This window comes from Roseomonas genomospecies 6, assembly GCF_008365375.1.
Lineage (GTDB): Bacteria > Pseudomonadota > Alphaproteobacteria > Azospirillales > Azospirillaceae > Azospirillum.
The window spans coordinates 309,855-331,949 of record NZ_QOKW01000001.1 but is presented as its reverse complement, the minus strand read 5'-3'; the positions used below and the strand labels follow the sequence as shown (position 1 = coordinate 331,949).

General features: G+C 68.3%; 23 protein-coding genes and 1 tRNA gene. 11 read left to right on the top strand and 13 right to left on the bottom strand.

Annotated features, from left to right (window positions below; all coding sequences use genetic code 11):
- The 4 genes from DS843_RS01550 to DS843_RS01535 form a co-directional block, all read right to left on the bottom strand.
- Nucleotides 1-1,614: a hypothetical protein gene (locus tag DS843_RS01550; RefSeq protein WP_149467131.1), complete on the bottom strand. Its 1,614-nt coding sequence runs from the start codon at nucleotides 1,612-1,614 to the stop codon at nucleotides 1-3.
- 215 nt (nucleotides 1,615-1,829) lie between these two features.
- A complete protein-coding gene (locus DS843_RS01545) occupies nucleotides 1,830-2,483 on the bottom strand; it encodes a metal-dependent hydrolase (protein WP_149467130.1) in 654 nt (217 codons plus the stop codon).
- Between the two features lie 214 nt (nucleotides 2,484-2,697).
- Nucleotides 2,698-3,117, bottom strand: coding sequence for a hypothetical protein (locus tag DS843_RS01540; RefSeq protein WP_149467129.1), 420 nt, complete (start codon nucleotides 3,115-3,117; stop codon nucleotides 2,698-2,700).
- A gap of 41 nt (nucleotides 3,118-3,158) precedes the next feature.
- On the bottom strand, nucleotides 3,159-3,458 hold the full coding sequence (locus DS843_RS01535) for a cupin domain-containing protein (RefSeq protein WP_014198409.1): 300 nt from the start codon (nucleotides 3,456-3,458) through the stop codon (nucleotides 3,159-3,161).
- A gap of 266 nt (nucleotides 3,459-3,724) precedes the next feature.
- On the opposite strand from DS843_RS01535, the gene DS843_RS01530 reads away from it, so the two are divergent.
- Nucleotides 3,725-5,590, top strand: coding sequence for a DEAD/DEAH box helicase (locus DS843_RS01530; RefSeq protein WP_149467128.1), 1,866 nt, complete (start codon nucleotides 3,725-3,727; stop codon nucleotides 5,588-5,590).
- Nucleotides 5,591-5,680: 90 nt separating this feature from the next.
- The gene (locus DS843_RS01525; RefSeq protein WP_149467127.1) at nucleotides 5,681-6,064 is read left to right on the top strand and encodes a response regulator; all 384 of its coding nucleotides are present in this window, start codon (nucleotides 5,681-5,683) and stop codon (nucleotides 6,062-6,064) included.
- Between the two features lie 25 nt (nucleotides 6,065-6,089).
- Here DS843_RS01525 and plsY read toward each other — a convergent pair whose 3' ends face one another.
- Genes plsY through DS843_RS01495 form a run of 6 tightly spaced genes read right to left on the bottom strand, consistent with a single transcriptional unit; the run spans nucleotide 6,090 to nucleotide 10,855 of the window.
- Nucleotides 6,090-6,683, bottom strand: coding sequence for a glycerol-3-phosphate 1-O-acyltransferase PlsY (plsY, locus tag DS843_RS01520; protein ID WP_286191877.1), 594 nt, complete (start codon nucleotides 6,681-6,683; stop codon nucleotides 6,090-6,092).
- A gap of 4 nt (nucleotides 6,684-6,687) precedes the next feature.
- Nucleotides 6,688-7,983, bottom strand: a complete 1,296-nt coding sequence (locus tag DS843_RS01515; protein ID WP_149467125.1) for a dihydroorotase — start codon at nucleotides 7,981-7,983, stop codon at nucleotides 6,688-6,690.
- Nucleotides 7,976-8,938: an aspartate carbamoyltransferase catalytic subunit gene (locus DS843_RS01510; protein WP_149467124.1), complete on the bottom strand. Its 963-nt coding sequence runs from the start codon at nucleotides 8,936-8,938 to the stop codon at nucleotides 7,976-7,978. The genes DS843_RS01515 and DS843_RS01510 overlap by 8 nt, the downstream gene beginning before the upstream one ends.
- A 56-nt stretch (nucleotides 8,939-8,994) precedes the next feature.
- The gene (locus tag DS843_RS01505; protein ID WP_149467123.1) at nucleotides 8,995-9,501 is read right to left on the bottom strand and encodes a DUF6644 family protein; all 507 of its coding nucleotides are present in this window, start codon (nucleotides 9,499-9,501) and stop codon (nucleotides 8,995-8,997) included.
- Between the two features lie 13 nt (nucleotides 9,502-9,514).
- Complete coding sequence (locus DS843_RS01500) at nucleotides 9,515-9,871, bottom strand: DUF6152 family protein (RefSeq protein WP_149467122.1); 357 nt, start codon at nucleotides 9,869-9,871, stop codon at nucleotides 9,515-9,517.
- 18 nt (nucleotides 9,872-9,889) lie between these two features.
- Nucleotides 9,890-10,855, bottom strand: a complete 966-nt coding sequence (locus tag DS843_RS01495) for a transcriptional regulator GcvA (protein WP_149467121.1) — start codon at nucleotides 10,853-10,855, stop codon at nucleotides 9,890-9,892.
- A gap of 167 nt (nucleotides 10,856-11,022) precedes the next feature.
- Here DS843_RS01495 and DS843_RS01490 point away from each other — a divergent pair, with 167 nt between their 5' ends.
- Both DS843_RS01490 and DS843_RS01485 read left to right on the top strand, forming a co-directional pair.
- Nucleotides 11,023-11,280 (top strand): DUF1127 domain-containing protein, encoded by a 258-nt coding sequence (locus tag DS843_RS01490; RefSeq protein WP_149467120.1) that lies wholly within the window; start codon nucleotides 11,023-11,025, stop codon nucleotides 11,278-11,280.
- Nucleotides 11,281-11,316: 36 nt separating this feature from the next.
- Nucleotides 11,317-11,733 carry a GFA family protein gene (locus DS843_RS01485; protein ID WP_149467119.1) on the top strand — a complete coding sequence of 139 codons (417 nt, stop codon included), beginning with the start codon at nucleotides 11,317-11,319 and terminating at the stop codon, nucleotides 11,731-11,733.
- Between the two features lie 6 nt (nucleotides 11,734-11,739).
- Here DS843_RS01485 and DS843_RS01480 read toward each other — a convergent pair whose 3' ends face one another.
- Nucleotides 11,740-12,663, bottom strand: a complete 924-nt coding sequence (locus tag DS843_RS01480; protein WP_149467118.1) for an AEC family transporter — start codon at nucleotides 12,661-12,663, stop codon at nucleotides 11,740-11,742.
- A 10-nt stretch (nucleotides 12,664-12,673) separates the two neighbouring features.
- Entirely contained in the window at nucleotides 12,674-13,207 is a 534-nt protein-coding gene (gene ruvX, locus DS843_RS01475) for a Holliday junction resolvase RuvX (protein WP_149467117.1), read from the bottom strand.
- A 126-nt stretch (nucleotides 13,208-13,333) separates the two neighbouring features.
- On the opposite strand from ruvX, the gene DS843_RS01470 reads away from it, so the two are divergent.
- The 5 genes from DS843_RS01470 to DS843_RS01450 all read left to right on the top strand — a co-directional run bounded on the left by DS843_RS01470 (nucleotide 13,334) and on the right by DS843_RS01450 (nucleotide 19,589).
- The gene (locus DS843_RS01470; RefSeq protein WP_149467116.1) at nucleotides 13,334-13,861 is read left to right on the top strand and encodes a GNAT family N-acetyltransferase; all 528 of its coding nucleotides are present in this window, start codon (nucleotides 13,334-13,336) and stop codon (nucleotides 13,859-13,861) included.
- Between the two features lie 138 nt (nucleotides 13,862-13,999).
- The gene (gatC, locus tag DS843_RS01465) at nucleotides 14,000-14,287 is read left to right on the top strand and encodes an Asp-tRNA(Asn)/Glu-tRNA(Gln) amidotransferase subunit GatC (protein WP_149467115.1); all 288 of its coding nucleotides are present in this window, start codon (nucleotides 14,000-14,002) and stop codon (nucleotides 14,285-14,287) included.
- Nucleotides 14,287-15,768, top strand: coding sequence for an Asp-tRNA(Asn)/Glu-tRNA(Gln) amidotransferase subunit GatA (gatA, locus tag DS843_RS01460; protein WP_149467114.1), 1,482 nt, complete (start codon nucleotides 14,287-14,289; stop codon nucleotides 15,766-15,768). Before gatC ends, gatA begins: the two co-directional genes overlap by 1 nt.
- A 21-nt stretch (nucleotides 15,769-15,789) precedes the next feature.
- Complete coding sequence (gene gatB / locus DS843_RS01455; protein WP_149467113.1) at nucleotides 15,790-17,241, top strand: Asp-tRNA(Asn)/Glu-tRNA(Gln) amidotransferase subunit GatB; 1,452 nt, start codon at nucleotides 15,790-15,792, stop codon at nucleotides 17,239-17,241.
- A gap of 212 nt (nucleotides 17,242-17,453) precedes the next feature.
- A complete protein-coding gene (locus DS843_RS01450) occupies nucleotides 17,454-19,589 on the top strand; it encodes a PAS domain S-box protein (RefSeq protein WP_149467112.1) in 2,136 nt (711 codons plus the stop codon).
- Nucleotides 19,590-19,608: 19 nt separating this feature from the next.
- Here the strand turns inward: DS843_RS01450 and DS843_RS01445 are convergent, their stop codons facing one another.
- Entirely contained in the window at nucleotides 19,609-19,842 is a 234-nt protein-coding gene (locus DS843_RS01445) for a hypothetical protein (RefSeq protein WP_149467111.1), read from the bottom strand.
- Nucleotides 19,843-20,039: 197 nt separating this feature from the next.
- On the opposite strand from DS843_RS01445, the gene DS843_RS01440 reads away from it, so the two are divergent.
- A tRNA-Ser gene (locus DS843_RS01440) sits at nucleotides 20,040-20,133 on the top strand.
- 486 nt (nucleotides 20,134-20,619) lie between these two features.
- Nucleotides 20,620-22,038, top strand: coding sequence for a pyruvate kinase (pyk, locus tag DS843_RS01430; RefSeq protein ID WP_149467109.1), 1,419 nt, complete (start codon nucleotides 20,620-20,622; stop codon nucleotides 22,036-22,038).
- Nucleotides 22,039-22,095 lie beyond the last annotated feature (57 nt).

The following is a 22,095-nucleotide window of genomic DNA, read 5'->3' as shown; positions in this document are numbered from 1 at the left end:
TTACTTCTTGGCGGCGCCGGGGATGCCCGACTTCTCCGCGGCGTCCAGCAGGGTGACGACCTCCGGCGCGACCCACCAGCGGCAGCGCTTCCGCTCGTCGCTCGACACGGCGATCACGCGGTCGATCAGGCGGGTCTCGCAGGCGTCAAACGTCCTCTGCTGCCTCAAGGCCGCTTCGATCACCCCGGCCAGGGCGATGTCGAGCGCCGTGATCTCGATGGGGAAGCTCAGCATCTCGGCCAGATCGGCAAGCTGCCCCAGCGTCTTCAGCCCGTCGGCGGACCCCGTGGAGGCGAGGCGGCGGAACACCCCGGCGACGTGCGTGCCCTCATCGGCCCGCCACGGCTTGCCGGACGACACGATGCCGCGCCGCCCCAACTGCGCCTGGAACTCGTTGACGAAGCGCACGCGCTCCATCAGCGGGTCCAGCACGCTGTGCATGGTCAGCGCCTCGATCCGCCGGGCCAGAACGGGGGCGAGATCCTCGTGCACCGCGTTGCTCAGTTCACGGAACGCCTGATGGACCAGATTGCGCTCGCGGTCGGTGGTGTCCAGTTCCTGCGCGTGGACGACGTCGTACCAGGCGAGGAAATGCTGCAACTGGAAGGATGGATGATCCTGGTCGTCCACCGCGTCGGCCACCAGCAGCCCGGGCTTGCTGAGGAAGCTGCCGGTCAGCGTGGTCTTCAGCCTCTCCGCCGCCACCAGAAGGCGCCCGACGATCGCGTCCTTCACCACGGCGATGGGAAAGGTCTCGTACAGGCGGGATGCCAGTTTGGGGTCGTCGCGGCGGTGCAGGCCGGCGACCGCGAACATGGCCGCCCCGTCGCGCGTGCAGTCGCCGCGCCGCGCCATGTCCAGCGCCAGACGCACCGGATCGCCGTGCAGCAGCGACGGCAGGGATTGTCCCGCCCAGGCGGGCGCCGCCTGAAGGACGGTCTCCATCCGCTCCAGATCCGCGCGGGAGACGCCTTCGCGCTGGCGGACGCCGTGGCGTTTCAACACCTGCGCGCGGAAGCCGGACACCTCGGCCAGGAATGCGGTCGCTTCGGCGGGAGCGGCACGCAGGCGGCTCAGAACGGCGAGGCTGCGCTGCCGCAACTCCTCCGCCCAGCTCTGCGCCTCGGCGGAGGCGAAGATCTCGTTCAGCGGCTGTTCCTTGGCGAGCCGGGACACCGTGTCCTGAACGTGGCTGACCTGCGGTTCAAGGCGGGGAGCCAGGGCGAACCACCACGCGCTGACATCCGCCAGATGCAGGGCGCCGGCCAGCCGCACGTCGCTTGTCAGGATGGCGTCGTCGCGCAGGATCAGCGCGTCGAACAGGCCCGTCCAGACCCGGCGCGCGTGCTCGGACCGGCGGCCGTTCAGCATGGTGACCAGCATCCGGGCGACCGGCTCGGACATATCGTCCAGATAGCCGTCGCGGATCATCTTGTAGAGCTGGAGCTTCTGGCCGTGGTCCAGGGGGGCCAGCACGTCGGACACGCGCTTCAGGCTGTTGTCCCGCCCGCCGGGCAGATCGGGCAGGGCCAGATGCACCGGCATCGGCGCCGCCGCATCGGGCGGAATGCCTTCGACAGCCTGCGTCTCTTTCGACATCCGGATCTTTGCCATGGTCGGACCCATCCGCGCGAAGCGTGTGGAAATTCAATCCAAGATCGATTGGATCTGGTCCTCACAATCTCCATAAAAAGCCTAACGAATCGCTAAGCGGTGACAATTGCCTGCTTTTCATCTTGTTTGTGGCGGAACGTGACGGGTTTGACACAGCAAGGACTGAGCCAATCCATTGACCGTAACATTTATCACACAACCCAAAGGTTGACGGATCAGCCTTTCAGCGGGCGGTTCCGTCCGGGTTCGACGGGCTTGCGGGCCGGGATCGGGGGAGCGCTGCGTTCCCGGCCTTCCTCCCCAAGGAAGCCCTGTGCCGCGACGATGGCGGAGCGCCACGGACGGTCCATCGCCATCAGGCTGTCGAAGGGCGGACGCTCGAAGGGAAGGCCCGGCCAGGAACTGGAAAACAGGCCGGAGATCATCCAGCCGGCCAGCAGCGTGACCGCCAACTGTTCCGAGAAGCCGCCGGTCTTCAGGATGGGAAGCGCGAAGTTCCGCCGCCGCTTGATCGGCCAGAGCAGCGGCAGCCCCGCCGGAGTCAGCAAATCCCCCGCCAAGTGGGTGAGGTAACCGACCAGGAAGGGCAGGATCAGGTGCGAGTAGTCCGCGTATTCGTGCAGAACCCACAGGCAACCGGCGATGGCGAGCGTGGAGTGGGTGATGCCGCGATGCCCGAAGATCGCGGAGATCACGTTGGACAGGGGCCGCATCAACTGGCCCAGGGTCGATTTGGGATGGTCGATGTCCGGTGCCAGCGAGCCGATCACCGCCGCGCCGAAGGCCACCGCGTCGAAGGGCAGGCCGAATCGCGCCGATGCGTAGAACCACGCCGCCCCGCCGACGATCATGTGGGAGGACGCCATCATGGGCGGTCACCGCAAAGCAAGCGATGCGGCACAGGGCGTGTGAACGCGCAAAGGCTGTGCCTGGATGACGGCCACTCTGTCGGATGCTCCCGGATTCCTGGTTCCTAACATTAGGACGGAAGTCGCGACCGCACAATCCCGGCGTAATCAAGAGGGATTCCGAAATGACATGGCGCCCATGCGTTCACGCCGGACCCCGGCAGAAGGGGCAGCGTCAGCCCGCCGGACCGCGGGTGCAGGTTGCGCCGATGGCGCGTAGGGCGTTGCGCACGCGCCCCACGCTCTCGCGGTCGGGCAGGCTGTACCATGTGATGGTCAGCGCGACCGGTGCCGCGCGTCGCAGGTGATGGACGTCGCCGGGCGCCGCCTCGACGACGCGGCCCTGGCGCCCGACAAACCAGCGCCAGCGCTGGCCGTCGCCGTCGGCCAGCGACTGCCAGACTTCGCGGGAATCCCGGTAATAGGCCCCGCCCCCCGCATCCGCCGGGTCGGCGTAGAGGTAGAGCGGGTTTTCCGGCGACAGGGACAGCAGAAGATGCTGGACGGACCGCGGTCCGCCGGTGCGGATGACGGCATCGGGAAGCGGCTCGTCGCCGTCCTGGCCATAGTCGAACATGGTGGAACCGCGGTGCATCGCTCGGTTGTGCTGAGCCTTGGCGGGTTGCGCCTTGACGATCAGCCGGGCTGGAGGAACTCGACCTCGACGAAGACGATGTCGCTGTCCCCGTCGTTGATGACGTTGTGGCTGACCCCGGCCTTGCGGAAGTAGGAGCGGCCCGGCTCCAGCGGGAACTGGCGGGCGTTGCCGTCCGGATCGACGATGGTGAAGGCGCCCGCCGTCACCGGCACGATCACATAGTCGTAGCCGTGCACATGGGCGCCGGTCTCGGCCCCCGGCACAAGGCGCCATTCGGTGACGCGGGTGCGCTCGTTCTCGACATGCTGGGTGGAAACCGCCTGCGGACGGGTGCTCATCTCCGTTGCCCTCTTGCCTTTGTTCTTGGAACAATTCGTGTACCACGAAGCCACGCCCGCGCCCAGACGGAAGCGCTACGGGCGGTTTTCCTCCGGGCTCCCGCCGGACTCCTTTGGCGAATGCCCCCCTCTTTCGAGAGTCGTCTACCTCCGATTGAATCCGTGACCCGGCGACTCCCCGCACCTTAGGCTTGCCCGTCCGTAGCGCGGAAACCATCGGGGAGGGGCGACAGGCCGGCATGCCACCGTTGAGGAGACACCAGACCATGGTCGCCGGCATCGCCGGGGCCATCGCGCAACGGCAGACGGACGTCCGGGACGTTCTGGCCGCGGTGACGCCGGGCGGGGGGAAGTCGCTGCTACCGGTCATCATGGGGGCGGCGCTGATGCGCGCCGGGCTGATCGACCGCATCTGCTGGATCGTGCCGCGCGACAGCCTGCGCCGGCAGGCGGAGGAGGCCTTCGCCGATCCGCGCTGGCGGGAAGTTCTGGGGCACGGCATCGCGCTGCGGGCGGCGGAGAACGGGCGCGATCCCTGCCGCGGGCTTCAGGGCTACGTCACCACCTATCAGGCCGTCGCGGCGGCTCCCGACCTGCATCTCCAGGAGTTCCGGCGCCACCGCTATCTGCTGGCGGTGGACGAACTGCACCATCTGCCCGCCGTGTCCGACACCGGCACCGTCACGGCGGCGTCGGACGAAACCGCCTGGAGCCGGTCCATCCTGCCGCTCATGGAATGCGCCGCCGTCCGGCTGCTGATGAGCGGCACGCTGGAGCGGGCGGACGGGCGTCCCATCCTGTGGCTGCCCTACCGCGCCCCGCAAGGCACCCGGCGGGTGCGGGAGATCGACTTCAAGGCGCCGGGCTGGGCCATCGTCGGTTATTCCCGCCGGCAGGCCCTGGCCGAGAAGGCCATCCTGCCGGTGACCTTCGGCGCGATGGACGGCTCCGCCACATGGCTGGACGCGGAGCGGACGACGCGCAGCGTCGAGGCGCTGTCCCGCGCCGGGGAGAACACGCGCGACGCCCTGTTCACGGCGCTGCGCACCGGCTTCGCCCAGGCCATGCTGCGCGAGGCCTACCGCTCCTGCCGCGAGCACCGGGCGAAGCGGCGGGCGGCGGGGAACGGTCCGGATGGCGCGGGGCATGACGGCGCCGGGCTGGGCAAGCTTCTGGTGATCGCTCCGGACCAGGAAACGGCGCGCAACTATCTGGACACGCTGCGCGGCTGGATGCCCGGCGCGCAGGCGGCGCGCATGGCGCAGATCGCCATTTCCGAACGGCGCGACGCGCAGGAGGTGGTGGCCGCCTTCCGCCTGCGCCCGGAGCCCGCCGTGCTGGTGTCCGTCGCCATGGCCTATGAGGGGCTGGACGCGCCGGCCATCTCGCACGTCGCCTGCCTCACGCACATCCGCTCCCGCCCCTGGCTGGAGCAGGCCATCGCGCGGGCCACCCGCGTGGACCCGCATGCCGGCGCCTACGAACAGCAGCGGGCGCTGATCTACCACCCGTCCGACGCGCTGTTCGAACGCTTCCGCCAGATGGTGGAGACCCAGCAGGGCACGCGGGCGATGGTGAAGGCCCGACGCCAGCACGAACTGCCCTTCGACCGGACGGTGGAAGCGGAACCGGAGATCATCCCGCTGGAATCCAACGCGACGGCCCTGCGCTTCGCCGTCGTGGCCCCCGGCCCGGACTTCGGCAGCCCGCCATCGGCCCGCGAGACTCCGTCCCGCGAGACGGCTGGACAGCCGGCGGAGCGCGCACCCCGCACCCCCAGCGTGGTGGAGCACCATCTTCGCCAGCGCATCGGCCAGATCGTGGCCGCCCAGGTGATCGAGGACCAGGACAACAACCTCGTCGCCGAAGGGCCGGTCAGCTACCACACCTACAACGCCGTGCTGAAGCGCTGCATGAACAAGGCGCGGTCGGAGATGACCCTGTCGGAACTGGAGTCCGCCATCGGCTGGCTGGAGCGCAACCGCATCTCCGATCATCTGCACCTGATCGCCGACGACCCGCAATATCGCTGGTCCAGCCGCCGCAAGGCGCGCGGCGCGGGCTCGGTCACCGCCTTCTCAAAGCCGGAACGTCGAGGGCAGCCCCCTGGCACGGTGAAGCCGGCGTCCTAGATAAGGTTGTCCGTCACACTTTTTTGCAGCAGCGAAGAGGCCTGCATTCGTGGAGAGTGGCGGCCCGTCCGCTGCCTGTGGAGGTTCCCGGTGCGTTTCGCGAGGCCGCTCAAGATCCTTCTCGTGGAGGATGATTCGCTGACCGCGATGGCGATGGCCCGCATGCTGGAAATGGCCCGCTGCACGGTCACCACCGTGACGGACGGGGAGGCCGGGCTGAGCGCCCTGGCCGAAGGTTCCTTCGACGCCGTCGTCACCGATCTGGTGATGCCCCGGCTGGGCGGCGAGCAGATGATCCGTCGCCTGCGCCTCGACTGGCCCGATCTGCCCATCGTCGTGCTGTCCGCCTCCCCGCCCGCGGAGGGACGGTTCGGGTTGCAGGATGGGGGCCGTGGACCGCTGGTGATCCTGAAGAAACCCGTCCTGGCCGGGGAGTTGCTGACGGCGATGGAAGAGGTGTTTCCGCAGGCTTGAGGGGAGGGGGAAAAGCGCCGGTTCTTCAGGCCTTCTTCTTGCCGGCGCCGATCTTTGGCTCCTCGCCCTTCAGCAGGCGTCTGATGTTCGCGGCGTGGCGGATGTAGACCAGCCCGGCGATGAACAGGCAGAGCCCCGCCACCAGCGGCCCGCCGAAGAACCAGCCGAAGACCGGGCTGAGGCCCAGGGCGGTCAGGGCGGACAACGACGAAATCTTGAACAGGAAGGCCGTCGCCAGCCACGTCGCGCAGGCGATCACGCCGACCGGCCAGGACACGGCAAGCAGGACGCCGAGCGCGGTCGCGACGCCCTTGCCGCCCTTGAAGCCCAGCCAGACCGGGAAGCTGTGGCCCAGCATGGCGCCGCCCGCGGCGAGGACCGCCGCTTCCGGCCCCGCCCAGGCCTGGGCCAACAGGGCGGCGATGGCGCCCTTGCCGCTGTCCAGGATCAGGGTGGCGGCGGCCAGCGGCTTGTTGCCGGTGCGCAGCACGTTGGTGGCGCCGATGTTGCCGGACCCGATCTGGCGGATGTCGCCCAGACCGGCCAGCCGGGTCAGCACCAGCCCGAAGGGGATCGAGCCCAGCAGATAGCCGAGCAGCGCCGAGACGAGAAGAGTCACCGCGTCAGCCCTCGAACTGCCAGACGGTGCGCCCGTCCACCACGGTGCGCAGCGGGCGGCCCTGGACGGGGCGGTCCTCGAAGGGGCTGTTCTTCGACTTCGACTTGAAGGCCGCGACATCCACCTTCCACGGCACCTCCAGATCGAAGGCGATGAGGTCGGCGGGCGCCCCCTTGGCGATGCGGCCCAGCGGCAAGCCCAGGATCTCCGCCGGCTTCACGGTCACGCAGGCCAGCGCCTTCAGCAGCGGCATGGCGCCCTTGTGCACCAGCTCCAGCGTCAGGGGGAACAGCGTCTCCAGCCCGATCACGCCGCAGGCGGCCTGGGCGAAGGGCAGGCGCTTCTGGTCCTGGTCCTGCGGCGTGTGGTCGGAGGCGATGGCGTCGATGGTGCCGTCGGCCAGACCTTCCACGATGGCGCGCCGGTCCATCTCGCCGCGCAGCGGCGGGGAGACCTTGGCGAAGGTGCGGTAGTCGCCGACGTCCGTCTCGGTCAGGGCGAAGTAGTGCGGGGCGGTGTCGCAGGTGACCTTCAGCCCGCGCGCCTTGGCGCGGCGGATCAGGTCCACCGACTCGCCCGTGGAGATGTGGGCGAAGTGCAGGCGACCGCCGGACAGTTCCAGCAGGCGCAGGTCGCGTTCGATCATGATGATCTCGGCCTCCCGCGGGATGCCGACGAGGCCGAGGCGGGTGGCCCGCTCGCCCGAATTCATCATGCCGCCGCTGGCGAGGCTCGGCTCCTCCGGATGCTGCACGATCAGCTTGTCGAAGGTGCGGGCGTAGCTGAGCGCGCGGCGCATCGCCTTGGCGCTGGCGATGGCCTTGGTGCCGTCGGTGAAGGCCACGGCACCGGCGCGGGACAGCAGGCCCATCTCGGTGATCTCGTTGCCGTCCGTCCCGCGGGTGGCGGCGGCGTAGGCGAAGACCTTGACCAGACGCACCTCGCGCGCACGGCGGGCGATGAACTCCAGACTCGCCACCTCGTCCGTCACCGGGTCGGTGTTGGGCAGAAGGACCACGGCGGTGATGCCGCCGGCCACCGCGGCGCGGGACGCGCTCTTTATGGTGTCCTTTTCCTCCTCGCCCGGCTCGCCGATCAGGACGCGCATGTCGACGAGGCCGGGGGCGAGGCATTGGCCCTGGAGGTCCACCACCTCGATCCCTTCCGGCACGCCGTCGCTGAATAGGGAGGGGCCGAAATCGGCGATCTTCGCGCCTTCGGTCAGCAGGTCGCCCCGCTGGTCCAGGCCGCTGGCGGGGTCGAGCAGGCGGGCGTTGCGGTAGGCGACGCGATTAGACATTGGAACCCCGGCGTTCGCGGGTGAGAAGATCAAGAACGGCCATGCGGACGGCCACGCCCAGTTCCACCTGATCGAGGATCATGGAGCGCTTGAGGTCGTCGGCGACCTCCGAATCGATCTCGACGCCGCGGTTCATCGGGCCGGGGTGCATCACCACCGCGTGCGGCTTCGCCACCGACAGCTTCTCGTAGTCGAGGCCGTAGAAGTAGAAGTATTCGCGGGTCGAGGGGATGTACTGGCCGCTCATCCGCTCCGTCTGGAGGCGCAGCATCATCACCACGTCGGCGTCCTTCAGGCCGGTCGCCATGGAGTGGTGGATCTCCACCCCCAGACGGTCGATCTGCGACGGGATCAGGGTCGGCGGCGCGACGACGCGGACGCGGGCGCCCATGGCGTTCAGCAGATGGATGTTGGAGCGCGCGACGCGGCTGTGCAGGATGTCGCCGCAGATCGCGACGATCAGCCCGTCCAGGCTTCCCAGCCGGCGGCGGATGGCCAGCGCGTCAAGAAGACCCTGCGTCGGGTGCTCGTGGTGGCCGTCGCCCGCGTTGATGACCGAGCAGTTGACCTTGTCGGCCAGCAGCTTCACCGCCCCCGAATCGGCGTGGCGGACGACCAGCGCGTCGAGGTGCATGGCGTTCAGCGTCATCGCCGTGTCGATCAGCGTCTCGCCCTTCTTCACCGAGCTGCCGTCCGACGACATGTTGATGACGTCGGCGCCGAGCCGCTTGCCGGCCAGCTCGAAGCTGGTGCGGGTGCGGGTCGAGTTCTCGAAGAAGAGGTTGACGAGCGTCCGCCCGTCGAGGAGCGACGACTTCTTCGAAGGCTGGCGGTTCTGCTCGACATAGCCGTCGGCGAGGTCGAGGATGGTGGTGATCTCGCCAGCCGTCAGCCCCTCGATGCCAAGGAGGTGGCGGTGCGGGAAAACCGTCGTGGAATGGGGCGATCCGGTCATGGGCCGGGACTATAGGAGCGGCGCGAAACGCCCGCAAGCGCGCCCTATGGCTTTCATCACACGTAGGCGATGAGCCGCCCGCAGGCCAGAACCGCGACCCACAGCGCGAGCGAGGCCGCGCCCGCGAAACGGGCGCCCGCCGGTGGCCGGTCCGACAGGCTCCAGTCCGCCATCCGCCGTCCGGCGAGGCCGTGGAAGGCCAGGATGTTCAGCAAGGCCAGCCCGATCAGGCCCAGCTTCGCCAGGAAGGCCGGGTTGCGGGCCAGCGCCGTCGCTTCCGTGATGAAGAGGAGGACTCCGGTGGGGATCGCCAGCGCGAATCCGGCGACCGCGACCGGCAGGAGCAGCCGCGACAGCGCGTCCGCCGGCAGCAGCGGCGCCCGCACCCCCATCAGCCGCAGGTCGAAGGCCAGGATCGACCCGACCAGAAGCGCGAATCCGAGGATGTGCGCGATCTCGACCAGCGGGTAGAGCCACAGCGACTGGCGCAGCGACTCGCCGAGCCCGGACGTTTCCAGCGCGACGAGCCAGCCGGGGCCGGTTGGGCCGAGATCGTGGTCCATGAAACGGGGGCCGTCAGCGCAGCTCGATGGTCTTGTCAGCGGCGGTGATCCGCTCCGCCCGCATCTCCGTCGGGTCCGCCTTGGCAGGATAGCCGACCACCGTCACCGTCTGGCCGGCCTTGATCGTGTCGGCGGGCAGGCCGCGCGCGTTCATGCGGCTGGGCGGGGCGAGCACGACGTGCCAGACCTTGCCGTCGGCCTGAAGGTTCAGCATGGCGTGCGGGTTGTCTGAGGCGATCTGCTGCACGGTCCCGGTCAGAGTCAGCACCTGCCCGGAGTCATAGCCGCCCCAACCGTGGTGAGCGGCGGCGGGCAGGGCGAAGGTCGCGGAGAAAAGGGCGGCGAGGGCGAATGGGCGTGCGGTGATCATGGCGCAACCTTTCCCCGTTCATGTGTCTGGGCGGGCGTCTGGGGAAGAGGTTGTGACGGACTCGGCCACGGACAAGGCCCGGCTGTGGCCGGCTGCCGGATCGGCGGCGGCCTCCTCGAACAGCCAGTCGCGGAACGCCTTCACCTTCGGGCGCGAGAAGTAATGGGGCGGGGCGGCGACGTAATAGGCGTAGTTGCCGGGCAGATGGACGTCGAACAGCCGCACCAGCCGCCCGGAGGCGACGTCGTCCGCCACCAGCACGCCGCGCGCCAGAGCCACGCCGCCGCCCTCCGCCGCGACCTGGAGCAGCAGCGCCGAATCGTCGAAGCGCGGGCCGCGGGCATGGTCCAGCCCCTCGACGCCCGCGGCCTCGCCCCAGGTGCCCCAGGTGATGAAATAGTCGTCGTGGAGCAGCGTGTGGTGGCGCAGATCCTCCGGGCGGAGCAAGGGGCGGGGACCGTTCAGGAGGGAGGGGCTGCACACCGGGTAGATGTCTTCGGTCATCAGCCGCTCGCAGCGCAGGCCGGGCCAGTTGCCGGCGCCGAAGCGGATGCCGATGTCCACGTCCTGCTGCGTGAAATCCACGAGCTGCGGGGTGGTGTGCAGACGCACCTCCAACTCCGGATGGCGGGATTGGAAGCGGCCCAGCCGCATGACCAGCCACTTCGCGGCGAAGCTGGGCATGGTGGAGATGGTCAGCGTGCCGGACCCGTCCATGCGGAACAGACGCTCCGTCGCGTGTGACAGCGTGTCGAGGGCGTCGCGCACCGGCGGCAGATAGGCTTGCCCGGTCTCGGTCAGGATCAGCGCGCGGTTCATCCGGCGGAACAGCGGCATGCCCAGCCATTCCTCCAACCCCTTGATCTGGTGGCTGACGGCGGCCTGGGTGACGTGAAGCTCCTCCGCCGCCCTGGTGAAGGACAGGTGGCGGGCGGCGGATTCGAAGGCGCGCAGGGCGTTCAGCGGCGGCAGGCGGCGGGACAAGCGAAGCCTCCGGGAAACGGTCTTCGGATTAGTTTTCCTAATCCAAACTATGAGAAAGCGTCGTTTGTGCGCAAGGACCGGGTGGCCCATCCTCCAGCCACGGAACACAGTTCGGAACGTCGGGCGACAGGCCCCGGCGGCAACCGGAAACAAGAGGAGACGCAGTCATGGCCCGGAGCATGAATAGCGGCATGAACGGCAGCATGAACACCGGTACGGACCTGCACGCGCGGTCCGGCCAAGGGATCGCCAGTCATGGGATGGGTGGCGCGCTGGTCGCCCTGTTCGATATGGTGGCGACCTGGAACGAGCGGCGGCGCCAGCGGCGCGCGTTGGAGGCTTTGCCCGATCATCTGTTGCAGGATATCGGCCTGTCCCGCGCCGACGCGGTGAACGAGGCCGACAAGCCCTTCTGGAGGGGCTGACCGAACCCTGGCGGCGAAACGGACGGGAGCGGACCAATGAGCGACGGCGGAATTCTGAAGGGCGGTTGCCTGTGCGGCGCCGTGCGGTACGAGGCGGCCGAGCGGCCCATGGGGGTGGTGAATTGCCACTGCGGCCAATGCCGCCGCTTCCACGGCCATTTCGGCGCCTACATCACCGTGCCCGACGGCACGGCGGCGGTGTCCGATCCGGAGGGAGCGCTGTCCTGGTACCGCTCCTCGGCCAAGGCCCGGCGGGGGTTCTGTTCGCGCTGCGGCTCGTCGCTGTTCTGGAAGGGTGACGAGGCCGACGCGCTGGACATCGCCGCCGGCAGTCTCGACCAGCCGACCGGCCTCGCCACGCTGCGGCACATTCATGTGGCGGACAAGGCGGACTATTACGTCATCGATGACGGGTTGGAGGCGTTCCCCCAGGGCGCTCCGGAACCGCCCTGACCACGCCTATCCCGCCAGCGCCAGGACGAGGGGAAGCGTCAGCGCGGACAGCAGGGTCTGCACCGTGATGATCCCGGCCATCAGCCCGTGGTCGCCCCCCATCTGGCGGGCCAGCGCGTAGGAACTGGCGGAGCAGGGCAGGGCGTTGAACAGGACCGCCACGGTCAGCATCGGCCCGCCGAGCCCCAGAGCCAGCCCCGCCGCGGCGGTCAGGCCGGGGACCAGCAGCAGCTTGAAGGCGGCGGACAGGGCCACCCCCAACCCGGCCCCGCGCGCCGCCCCGATGTCGAGCCCGGCGCCCACCGACAGCAGACCCATCGGCAGGGCGGCCCGCGCCAGGATGGCGACGATGTCGCCCAGCACGGGAACCTGCCCCAGCCCACCCGCGTTCATCGCCGCTCCCAGGGCGACGGCGACGATGATCGGGTTGCGGACGATCCCGCCAACCATCGCGCCGGCACCGGCACCGGTGCTTCCGGCGCCGCGTCCGTAGCGCACCATGGCCGGGACGCAGAGCAGGTTGACCAGCGGCACCACCACGGCGATCCCCACGGCGGTCATGGTCAGCCCCTCCGCGCCGTAGAGGGCGCTGGCGGCTGCCAGGCCGACATAGGTGTTGGGGCGCATCACCCCCTGGAAGACGGAACTGAAGGCCGGTCCATCCAGCCCGATGGGGCGGCGCAGGCCCAGGATCAGGACCGCCGCGGCGAGGACCCCGGCGGCCATCGCCGCGCCCATCGGCAGAGCGGCGATGCGTCCCAGATCGGCGCGGGCCAGTTCGTTCACGATCAGGCAGGGAAAGAACAGGAAATAGGTCATCCGGTCGATGCCCGCCCAGAGCGGATCGGCGACCAGACCGCCGCGCCGCAGACCCTGTCCGAACAGGATCAGCAGGAAGATCGGCGCCAACGCGCCGGCGAAGGCCGCCATGGCGGGACGGTCAATCCTCGTCCGCGTCGCGTTCGTCCCGCTCCGCCCGCTCCCGCTCCATCCGCCGGATGTGGGCCAGAGCGTCCAGCGCGCCCTGCAGGATGTAGGCGGCGGCCATCTTGTCCACGACCTCATCGCGGCGTTTGCGGGTCATGTCGGCCTCGCCGATCATGAAACGCTCCACGGCGGAGGTGGACAGCCGCTCGTCCCAGAAGGCGATCTCGGCGTCCCAGCCCAGCAGGTCGGGCCGCTCCATCAGATTCTTGGCGAAGGCGCGGGTGGAATCGGCGCGCGGCCCCTCCGACCCGTCCATGTTCAGCGGCAGCCCGATCACCAGCCCGCCGATGCCGTAATCGCGCAGCGTCCGCGACAGCTCGCGCGCGTCCTGGGTGAACTTCGTGCGTTTCAGCGTGCCGATGGGCGAGGCGACGACGAGGTTCGGGTCGGACACGGCCATGCCGACGGTCTTGGTGCCGACGTCGAGGCCCAGCAGGCGCTGGCCCCGGCCCAGACGGGCGGCCAGTTCGGGAAGCGTATGGATCATGCCGCGAACCATAGAAGCCGCGAGACCGGACGGCAAGCCCGCCGGGCGGCGGCGATCGGCGCGATGTCGCTTGAGTTGTTTACCGGGATATTTATTCTAGCGCGAATGTTTTTGGAGCCTCCCGCGATGACCTGCCCGTCTCCCGCCTCCCTCAGCCACCGTCTCCTGGTTGATGCGGATATCCCGCTGATCTGCCGTTTTCCCCGCGACCGGGATGAGTTGTACTTCCAGTTCCCGCGCGCGGTCTGGCCGCTGACGGCGGAACAGGTGCGGGATGTCGTGGCCATCCGCCGCGATCCCACGGTGGTGCTGAGCGATGGGGAGGTGGTCGGCTTCGCGACCTTCGCGACCTTCGAGGAAGGGCGCAGCGCCAGCCTCGGCAACGTCAGCGTGGCGCCCTGGGCGCGCCGCACGGGCGTGGCGAAGCATCTGATGCGCGTGATGATGAACCGTGCCTTCGCCCATCACGGCCTGCCGGAATTGCTGCTGCGCTGCTTCAACACCAACACGCCGGCGCTTCTTCTTTATGCCTCGCTGGGCTTCACCCCGGTCGCCATCGAGGAGCGGACGACTCCCTGGGGCGATCGGATCGCCCTGTTCACCCTGCGCATCGACCGCGCGCGCTGGGAGGCGGAGGGCCACGCCGAGGGGTGACGGCGCGCCTGGAGCCCGACATCCGGCGGCCCACATCCGGCGGTGGAAAGGTGCAGAACCCGGAATCATTGCGGTGACGGAATTCGGGTGATAGCTTCCAAGCCGTTTTTCCAGACGTTTCGGAAGAGAGTGGAAGGCATGTCGCTCGACAAGGCCACCGTGGCCAAGATCGCGCATCTGGCCCGCATCAAGGTGCCGGACGATGAACTGGATCACCTGGCGGGTGAGCTGAGCCAAATCCTGACCTTCGTCGAACAGTTGGGCGAGGTGGACACGAAGGACGTGCCGCCGATGACCAGCGTGGCCGCGCAGACGCTGCGCCGCCGCAAGGACGAGGTGACCGACGGCGGTTACCGCGAGGCCGTCCTCTCCAACGGCCCGGAGACGGCCGAAGGCTTCTACGTCGTTCCGAAGGTGGTCGAGTGATGAGCGGTCTTACGCATCTGACCATGGCGGCGGCCCTCGACGGCCTTGCCAAGAAGGAATTCACCGCGGTCGAACTGACCGAGGCCCACGTCAAGGCGGTGGAGACGATCCGCCCCCTGAACGCCTTCATCACCGAGACGCCGGAACAGGCGCTGGCGATGGCCAAGGCGTCGGACGCCCGCCGCGCGAAGGGCGAGGCCGGACCGATGGAGGGCCTGCCCATCGCGGTGAAGGACCTGTTCTGCACCAAGGGCGTGCCGACCACCGCGGCCAGCCACATCCTGGACGGCTTCAAGCCGGAGTATGAGTCCACCGTCACGTCCAACCTGTGGCGCGACGGCGCCGTCATGCTGGGCAAGGTGAACCTGGACGAGTTCGCCATGGGCTCGGCCAACATCACCTCCCACCACGGCAACGTGGTCAGCCCGTGGAGCCCGGGCGAGGTCGGCAACTGGTCGCGCCAGCTCGTCCCCGGCGGCTCGTCGGGCGGTTCCGCCGCGGCGGTGGCCGCTCGCGCCGCGCTGGGCGCCACCGGCACGGACACCGGCGGCTCCATCCGCCAGCCCGCCGCCTTCACCGGCATCGTCGGGATCAAGCCGACCTACGGGCGCTGCTCACGCTGGGGCGTGGTCGCCTTCGCCTCCTCGCTGGATCAGGCTGGGCCGATGACCCGCACGGTCGAGGACGCGGCGATCATGCTGCGCTCGATGTGCGGCTTCGACCCGAAGGACTCGACCTCGGTCGACATGGCGGTGCCGGACTTCCGCGCCGCCCTGACCGGCGACATCCGCGGCCTGAAGGTCGGCATTCCGAAGGAATACCGGGTGGAGGGCATGCCCGCCGAGATCGCCGCGATCTGGGACCAGGGCATCGAATGGCTGAAGGCGGCCGGCGCCGAGCCGGTGGAGATCAGCCTGCCGCACACCAAATACGCGCTGGCCACCTATTACATTGTCGCGCCGGCCGAGGCGTCGTCCAACCTCGCGCGCTACGACGGCCTGCGCTACGGCCTGCGGGTCGAGGGCGCGAGCCTGAAGGACATGTACGAGAACACCCGCGGCGCCGGCTTCGGCAAGGAGGTCCGCCGCCGCATCCTGATCGGCACCTACGTGCTGTCGGCGGGCTACTACGACGCCTACTACAACAAGGCCCGTCAGGTGCGCACGCGCATCAAGTGGGACTTCGACGAGGCGTTCAAGCAGTGCGACGTCATCCTGACGCCGACCGCGCCGAGCACCGCCTTCGCCATCGGCGAGAAGATGGACGACCCGATCCAGATGTACCTGAACGACGTGTTCACGGTCCCGGCCTCGCTGGCCGGCCTGCCGGGCATGTCGGTTCCGGCGGGCGTCGGGTCGGACGGGCTGCCGCTGGGGCTCCAGCTTCTGGGCCGGCCCTTCGATGAGGAGACCGTGCTGCGCGTCGGTCAGGTCATCGAGAAAGCCGCCGCCGTCACCGCCACCCCGCCGTTCATGGCCTGAGCCGGACGAGAGAAGAGACCGATGTCGTACATTCAGGGCGAAACGGGCGATTGGGAAATCGTGATCGGGCTGGAGGTCCACGCCCAGGTCATCTCGAACGCCAAGCTGTTCTCCGGCGCCGCCACCGCCTTCGGCGCGGAGCCGAACAGCCAGGTCAGCTTCGTCGACGCCGCCTTTCCCGGCATGCTGCCCGTCATCAACGAGCATTGCATCGAGCAGGCGGTGCGCACCGGCCTGGGCCTGAAGGCGCAGATCAACCTGCACTCGGTGTTCGACCGCAAGAACTACTTCTACGCCGACCTGCCGCAGGGCTATCAGATCAGCCAGTATCTGCAGCCCATCGTCGGCAAGGGCGAGATCGTTCTGGACCTGCCGGACGGCTCCTCCCGCACGGTCGGCGTCACGCGCCTGCATCTGGAGCAGGACGCCGGCAAGTCGCTGCACGACCAGCATCCCGCCAAGACCTATATCGACCTGAACCGCTCCGGCGTGGCGTTGATGGAGATCGTGTCGGAGCCGGACATGCGGACCGCGGAGGAGGCCGGCGCCTATGTGCGCAAGCTGCGCTCCATCCTGCGCTACCTGGGCACCTGCGACGGCAACATGGAGGAAGGCTCCATGCGCTGCGACGTGAACGTGTCGGTGCGCAAGCCGGGCGCGCCCTTCGGCACGCGCTGCGAGATCAAGAACGTCAACTCGATCCGCTTCGTCATGCAGGCGATCGAGTATGAGGCGCGCCGCCAGATCGAAATCCTGGAGGACGGCGGCAAGATCGACCAGGAGACGCGTCTGTGGGACACGACCAAGTTCGTGACCCGCTCCATGCGCTCCAAGGAGGAGGCGCACGACTACCGCTACTTCCCCGATCCGGACCTGCTCCCGCTGGAGTTGGACCCGGAGTGGGTCGAGGACATCAAGCGCACCCTGCCGGAGCTTCCGGACGACAAGAAGGCCCGCTTCATCGGCGAGTACAAGCTGTCGCCCTACGACGCCAACGTGCTCGTCTCCGAAAAGGCCCGCGCGGACTTCTTCGAGGCGGTCGCCAAGGGCCGCGATCCGAAGCTGGCCGCCAACTGGGTCACCGGCGAGCTGTTCGGCTATCTGAACAAGGCCGGCAAGGAGATCGAGGAGAGCCCGGTGTCCGCCGAGAATCTCGGTGGACTCATCGACCTGATCGCCGACAACACCATCTCCGGCCGAATCGCCAAGGAGGTGTTCGAGGCGATGTTCGAAACCGGCGAGAAAGCCGCGGACATCGTCGAGAAGAAGGGCCTGCGTCAGGTCACCGACACCGGTGCCATCGAGTCCTCCATCGATTCGGTGCTGGCCGCCAACGCCGACAAGGTGGCGGAGTTCCGGTCGGGCAAGGACAAGCTGTTCGGCTTCTTCGTGGGTCAGGTCATGAAGGCGACCCAGGGCAAGGCCAACCCGGCCCTGGTCAACGACATCCTGACCAAGAAGCTGAAGGGCTGATACGGGCGGCGCCTGAAGGCTTCGCCCGCATCACCCTGTCAATCAATGCTGTCGCGTTGATCCGTCGGGTCTGACCGTGGCGGATGATGAAAGTCATCATCCGCCACGGTGTGAGGCGAACCGGTCATGCCGCCGCACCCTGCGGCGGTGCGGCGACATAACCGTTGATTTTGTTCTCCCGCCGGTTTCAAGTGGGGTCGGCGGGAGGCCCTATGATTGCAGATTCGCTGACGGTGGCGCTGCTTGCGCTGTTCGCCGGTCTTCTGGCCGGATTTCTCGCCGGCCTGCTGGCGGCGCGGCGCATGGGGCGGCGGCGTCCTGCGGACGCTGCTTCGCCCGCCACCGGTTTCGGCACCCCTTCTCCCGGTGCGACCGAAGAGCGGCTGCGATCCATTCTGGACACCGCCCCCATCGGCGTGCTCATCAACACGCGCGAAGGGGACAACCTCTACCACAGCCCCAGCGCCGCCACCTGTTTCAAGGTCAGCGGGGAACAGCTTCAGCGCGACGGCATGTGGCCGCTCTATCGTGACCCGCAGGAGCGCCGAGCGGCCATCGACCGCCTTTATGCCGATGGTGTCTTCGCCGGGCAGGAGGTGCTGCTGCGCCGCGGCGACGGCGAGAACTGCATGGGCTCGCTGAGTTCGACGGTCATCGACTTCGAAGGGCGCCGCTGCCACATCAGTTGGTTTTATGATCTGACGGAGCAGAAGAAGGCCGACGCCGTCCGCCGCGATCTGGCCGACCGGCTGGAAATGGCTCTGGACGCCACCGGGGCCGCGGTCTGGGACTCCGACATCCTGCGGGGAACCTGCTGGTGGTCGGACAGCTTTCCGCGGATGCTGGGCTATGCGGAGCCGCCGGACATGCTCGCCGATTTCTGGGAACGGCGCCTGCATCCCGACGACCGCGAGCGCGTGCTGACCACCATCGACGCCCATCTGCGTGGCGAGACGGACGCCTACGCGTACGATTACCGGCTGCGCCGGGCGGATGGCGGCTGGATGTGGATCGCCGCCCAGGGGCGGGCGATCCGCGACGCCGCCGGCCAGGCCGTCCGCTACGTCGGCATCATGACCGACATCACCGAACGCCGCCGACAGGAGGAGGAGGTCCGTGCCGGCAAGGAGCGGCTTCTGCGAATCCTGGAGGCCAGCCCCATCGCCGTGAACATCACACGCCGCGACGGCCTTCTGGTGTTCTGCAACACGCAGTCGGAGATCATCCTCGGCCGGTCGCGCGACGACCTGCTGCCGATGCCCGCCGAGGTGTTGTACGCCGATCCGGCGGACCGTCTCGCCCTGATCGAACGGTTCGAGAGGGAGGGACCCTTTCGCGACGCGGAGGTGCGGTTCCGCAAGCCAGACGGAACGGTGATCTGGGTGCTCTCCAGTTGGGGCGAGATCGAGATGGACGGCGAGCCCGCGCTGTTGACGTGGCTCTACGACATCAACGACCGCAAGGCTGCGGAAGCCGCCATGGCCGCCGCCCGCGACGAAGCGGAGCGGGCGCTGGCCGAACTGCGCGCCGCGCAGGAAAGCCTGATCCAGGCGGAGGCCATGGCCTCGCTGGGCCAACTGGTCGCCGGGGTGGCGCACGAGATCAACACCCCCATCGGCATCGGCCTGACCGCCGCCAGCCACATCGCCGAGCAGGCCCGCGATCTGCGCGCCCGTTTCGATTCCGGCACGCTGAAGAAGACCGTCCTGGCCGAGTATCTGGAGACGGTGACGGAGGCCGCGCGCCTGCTGGTGTCCAACATGAACCGGGCGGCGGCGCTGGTGCAGAGCTTCAAGCAGGTGGCGGTGGACCAGACCTCCGGCGAGCGGCGTTCCTTCGACCTGCGGACTTACATCGACGAGGTGCTGTTCTCGCTCCGGCCGCGGCTGAAGCGCACTCTGGTCTCGGTCGAGGTGGACTGTCCGGATAGGTTGGAAATGGACAGCTTCCCCGGCGCGCTGAGTCAGGTGCTGACCAATCTCGTCATCAACGCGCTGATTCACGCCTATGGCGACGACCAGCGGGGAACCATCCGGATCGCGGCGCGCCCGGACGGCGGGGACCATGTGGTCATCGACTTTTCCGACGACGGGTCCGGCATTCCCGAGGACCATCTGCCGAAGGTGTTCGAGCCCTTTTTCACGACCAAGCGTGGGGAGGGCGGCTCGGGCCTTGGCCTGCACATCGTGCACAGCACGGTGACGGGCGTGCTGGGCGGTACGGTGGCGGTGCGGTCGGTGACCGGGCAGGGCACCGTTTTCACGCTGCGCCTTCCGCGTCGCATCGCGCGGGAGGCGGCTCAGCCGGCGGCGTTGCCGCCGCAGCCGAGTCCGGTGGCGGCGGTCTGACGGGCGGCGGAGCCCGGCGTCAGGCGTGCAGGTCCTGGAACTGCAAATGCTTGGGCCGGCGCCCACGGCGCTTGGGCGCCGCGAAGGCGGCCATCGCCCCGTTCTCGCCACGAAGTTCGGCGTTCAGTTCCTGAACGCAGCGCAGCAGCAGTTCCTTCTCCCGCATGTCTTCGCGGTCGGTGACCTCCAGGCAGCTCAGCTTGATCTCGACCAGATCGATCAGCGTTTCGGCGCAGCGACGTGACAGGCTCATGGCGTCCCCCCGACCAAAGATTGCTATCGCGTTCCGTTGACAAGCTAACCCCAATTCTCTAAAAAATACCTAAAATTTTATATAGATTTCATTGTTTTCGAGTTCCCTCACATTTTTGATGAGTAAGCGTTGACAGGCCCCATCCGGACCGTTAGAACGCACCCACGCCAGCGGCGCCACAGAGCGCCGACCCGGCAGGAGGGGTGGCCGAGAGGCTGAAGGCGGCGGTTTGCTAAACCGTTATAGGGGCTCAAACCCCTATCGTGGGTTCGAATCCCATCCCCTCCGCCACTTCCCCTCGCAGCTCCCAAAGCGTTGACTTTCCTCATTTTATGACCGCACCCAACGGCCTCGGTCGTGCACGTTGGTGATACATGGCATCACACGCGAGTGCAGCGCGTGGTCGCCAAGAGCCCTTGGCGGGTCGGCATGGTCATGCGCCCTGCGATGTCGGATTTTATGGTGAGACACGGCCCAAGTCCGCGTCCGGAGGCCGAATCCGCCGCGGCCAGTCGCCCGGTGCACATGATAGCCGCCTTGCATGACCGTTCGATGACGATTCGATGATGAGTGATTGGGCGGGCGCGCCGGGGGCTTCGGACCGGTAGGGTCGGTAAAGCCACAGTCTCTTCAATAATGTATCCGCCGCGGTTGTCAGCGGGCCGGTGCTCACCAATGTGTTCGGCATCCTGGCGGTTTCACGGCCGCCCGGTTCCCAACCGGCATGCCTGCCGTCCGACACTCCACAAAGGAGGCGGCCCGAGAGGCCGAAATTATATGCGTCGTCACCGCCGCGCGAAGATCGTTGCCACGGTCGGCCCCGCCAGCAACACGCCCGAGATGCTGAAGCGGCTGTTCCTGGCCGGCGTCGATACCTTCCGCCTGAATTTCAGCCATGGAACGCACGAGGACCATGCCAAGGTCCATGCCGCCATCCGCGCCCTGGAGGCCGAGATGGGCCGTCCCATCGGCATTCTTCAGGACCTTCAGGGACCGAAGATCCGCGTCGGCACCATCCGTGACGGCAAACTCACCGTCGCCTCCGGCGAGACGATCCGGTTCGTCCTGTCCGGCGCCGATGGCGACCGGAACGCGATCCCGCTGCCTCATCCGGAAATCTTCGCCGCGGTGTTGCCGGGCCACAATCTGCTGATCGACGACGGGCGCGTGCGCGTCACCGTCACCGGGATGGGCGACGACTTCATCGACGCCAAGGTGGTGATCGGAGGAACCATCTCCAACCGCAAGGGCGTCAACCTGCCCGAAACGGTGTTGGAACTGTCGCCGCTGACCGCGAAGGACCGCATCGACCTCGCCTTCGGTCTGGAACTGGGCGTCGATTGGGTGGCCATGTCCTTCGTGCAGAAGCCGGCGGACCTGCTGGAAGCCCGCGGGCTGATCGGCGACCGGGCCGGGCTGATGGCGAAGATCGAGAAGCCGGCGGCGCTGGAGCGGATCGACGACATCATCCGCCTGTCGGATTCCATCATGGTCGCCCGCGGCGATCTGGGCGTGGAAATTCCGCATGAGGAGGTTCCGGGCCGCCAGAAGGAGCTGGTCCGGGCTTGCCGTCTGGCCGTGAAGCCGGTGATCGTGGCGACGCAGATGCTGGATTCCATGGTCAACGCCCCGACCCCGACGCGGGCCGAGGCGTCGGACGTGGCGACCGCCATCTACGACGGCGCAGACGCCGTGATGCTGTCGGCGGAATCGGCCAGCGGCGCCTTCCCGGTGGAAGCGGTGGAGATGATGGACCGCATCATCCGCAGCACGGAGCAGCACAAGCTCTACCGCTCCATCATCGACGCCTCCGACCCCGGCGAGGAGCAGACCGCCCCGCACGCGGTCGCCGCCGCCGCCGCCGATCTGGCGGAGGTGATCCACGCTTCCGCCATCGTCGCCTACACCTCCAGCGGCACGACGGCGGCGCGCATCGCCCGGCGGCGCCCGGCGGTGCCGATCCTGGCGATCACCCCGCACCCCGCGGTGTCGCGCCGCCTGTCGCTTCTGTGGGGCGCCCACAGCGTCCTGTCCGCCGACGTCCACACCTATGAGGAGATGGTGGAGCGGGCGCTGGGCTTCGCCCGGGAAGAAGGTTTCGCGAAGCCGAACGATCAGATGGTCGTGGTGGCCGGCATTCCGTTCGCCCAGGCGGGAACCACCAACAACCTGCGCGTGGTGCAGGTGGAAGGGTAAGGGGCCGCACCAGATCGATGGAGGGGTGGCGCGGAGCCCGGCGGGAGCCATCCTCCT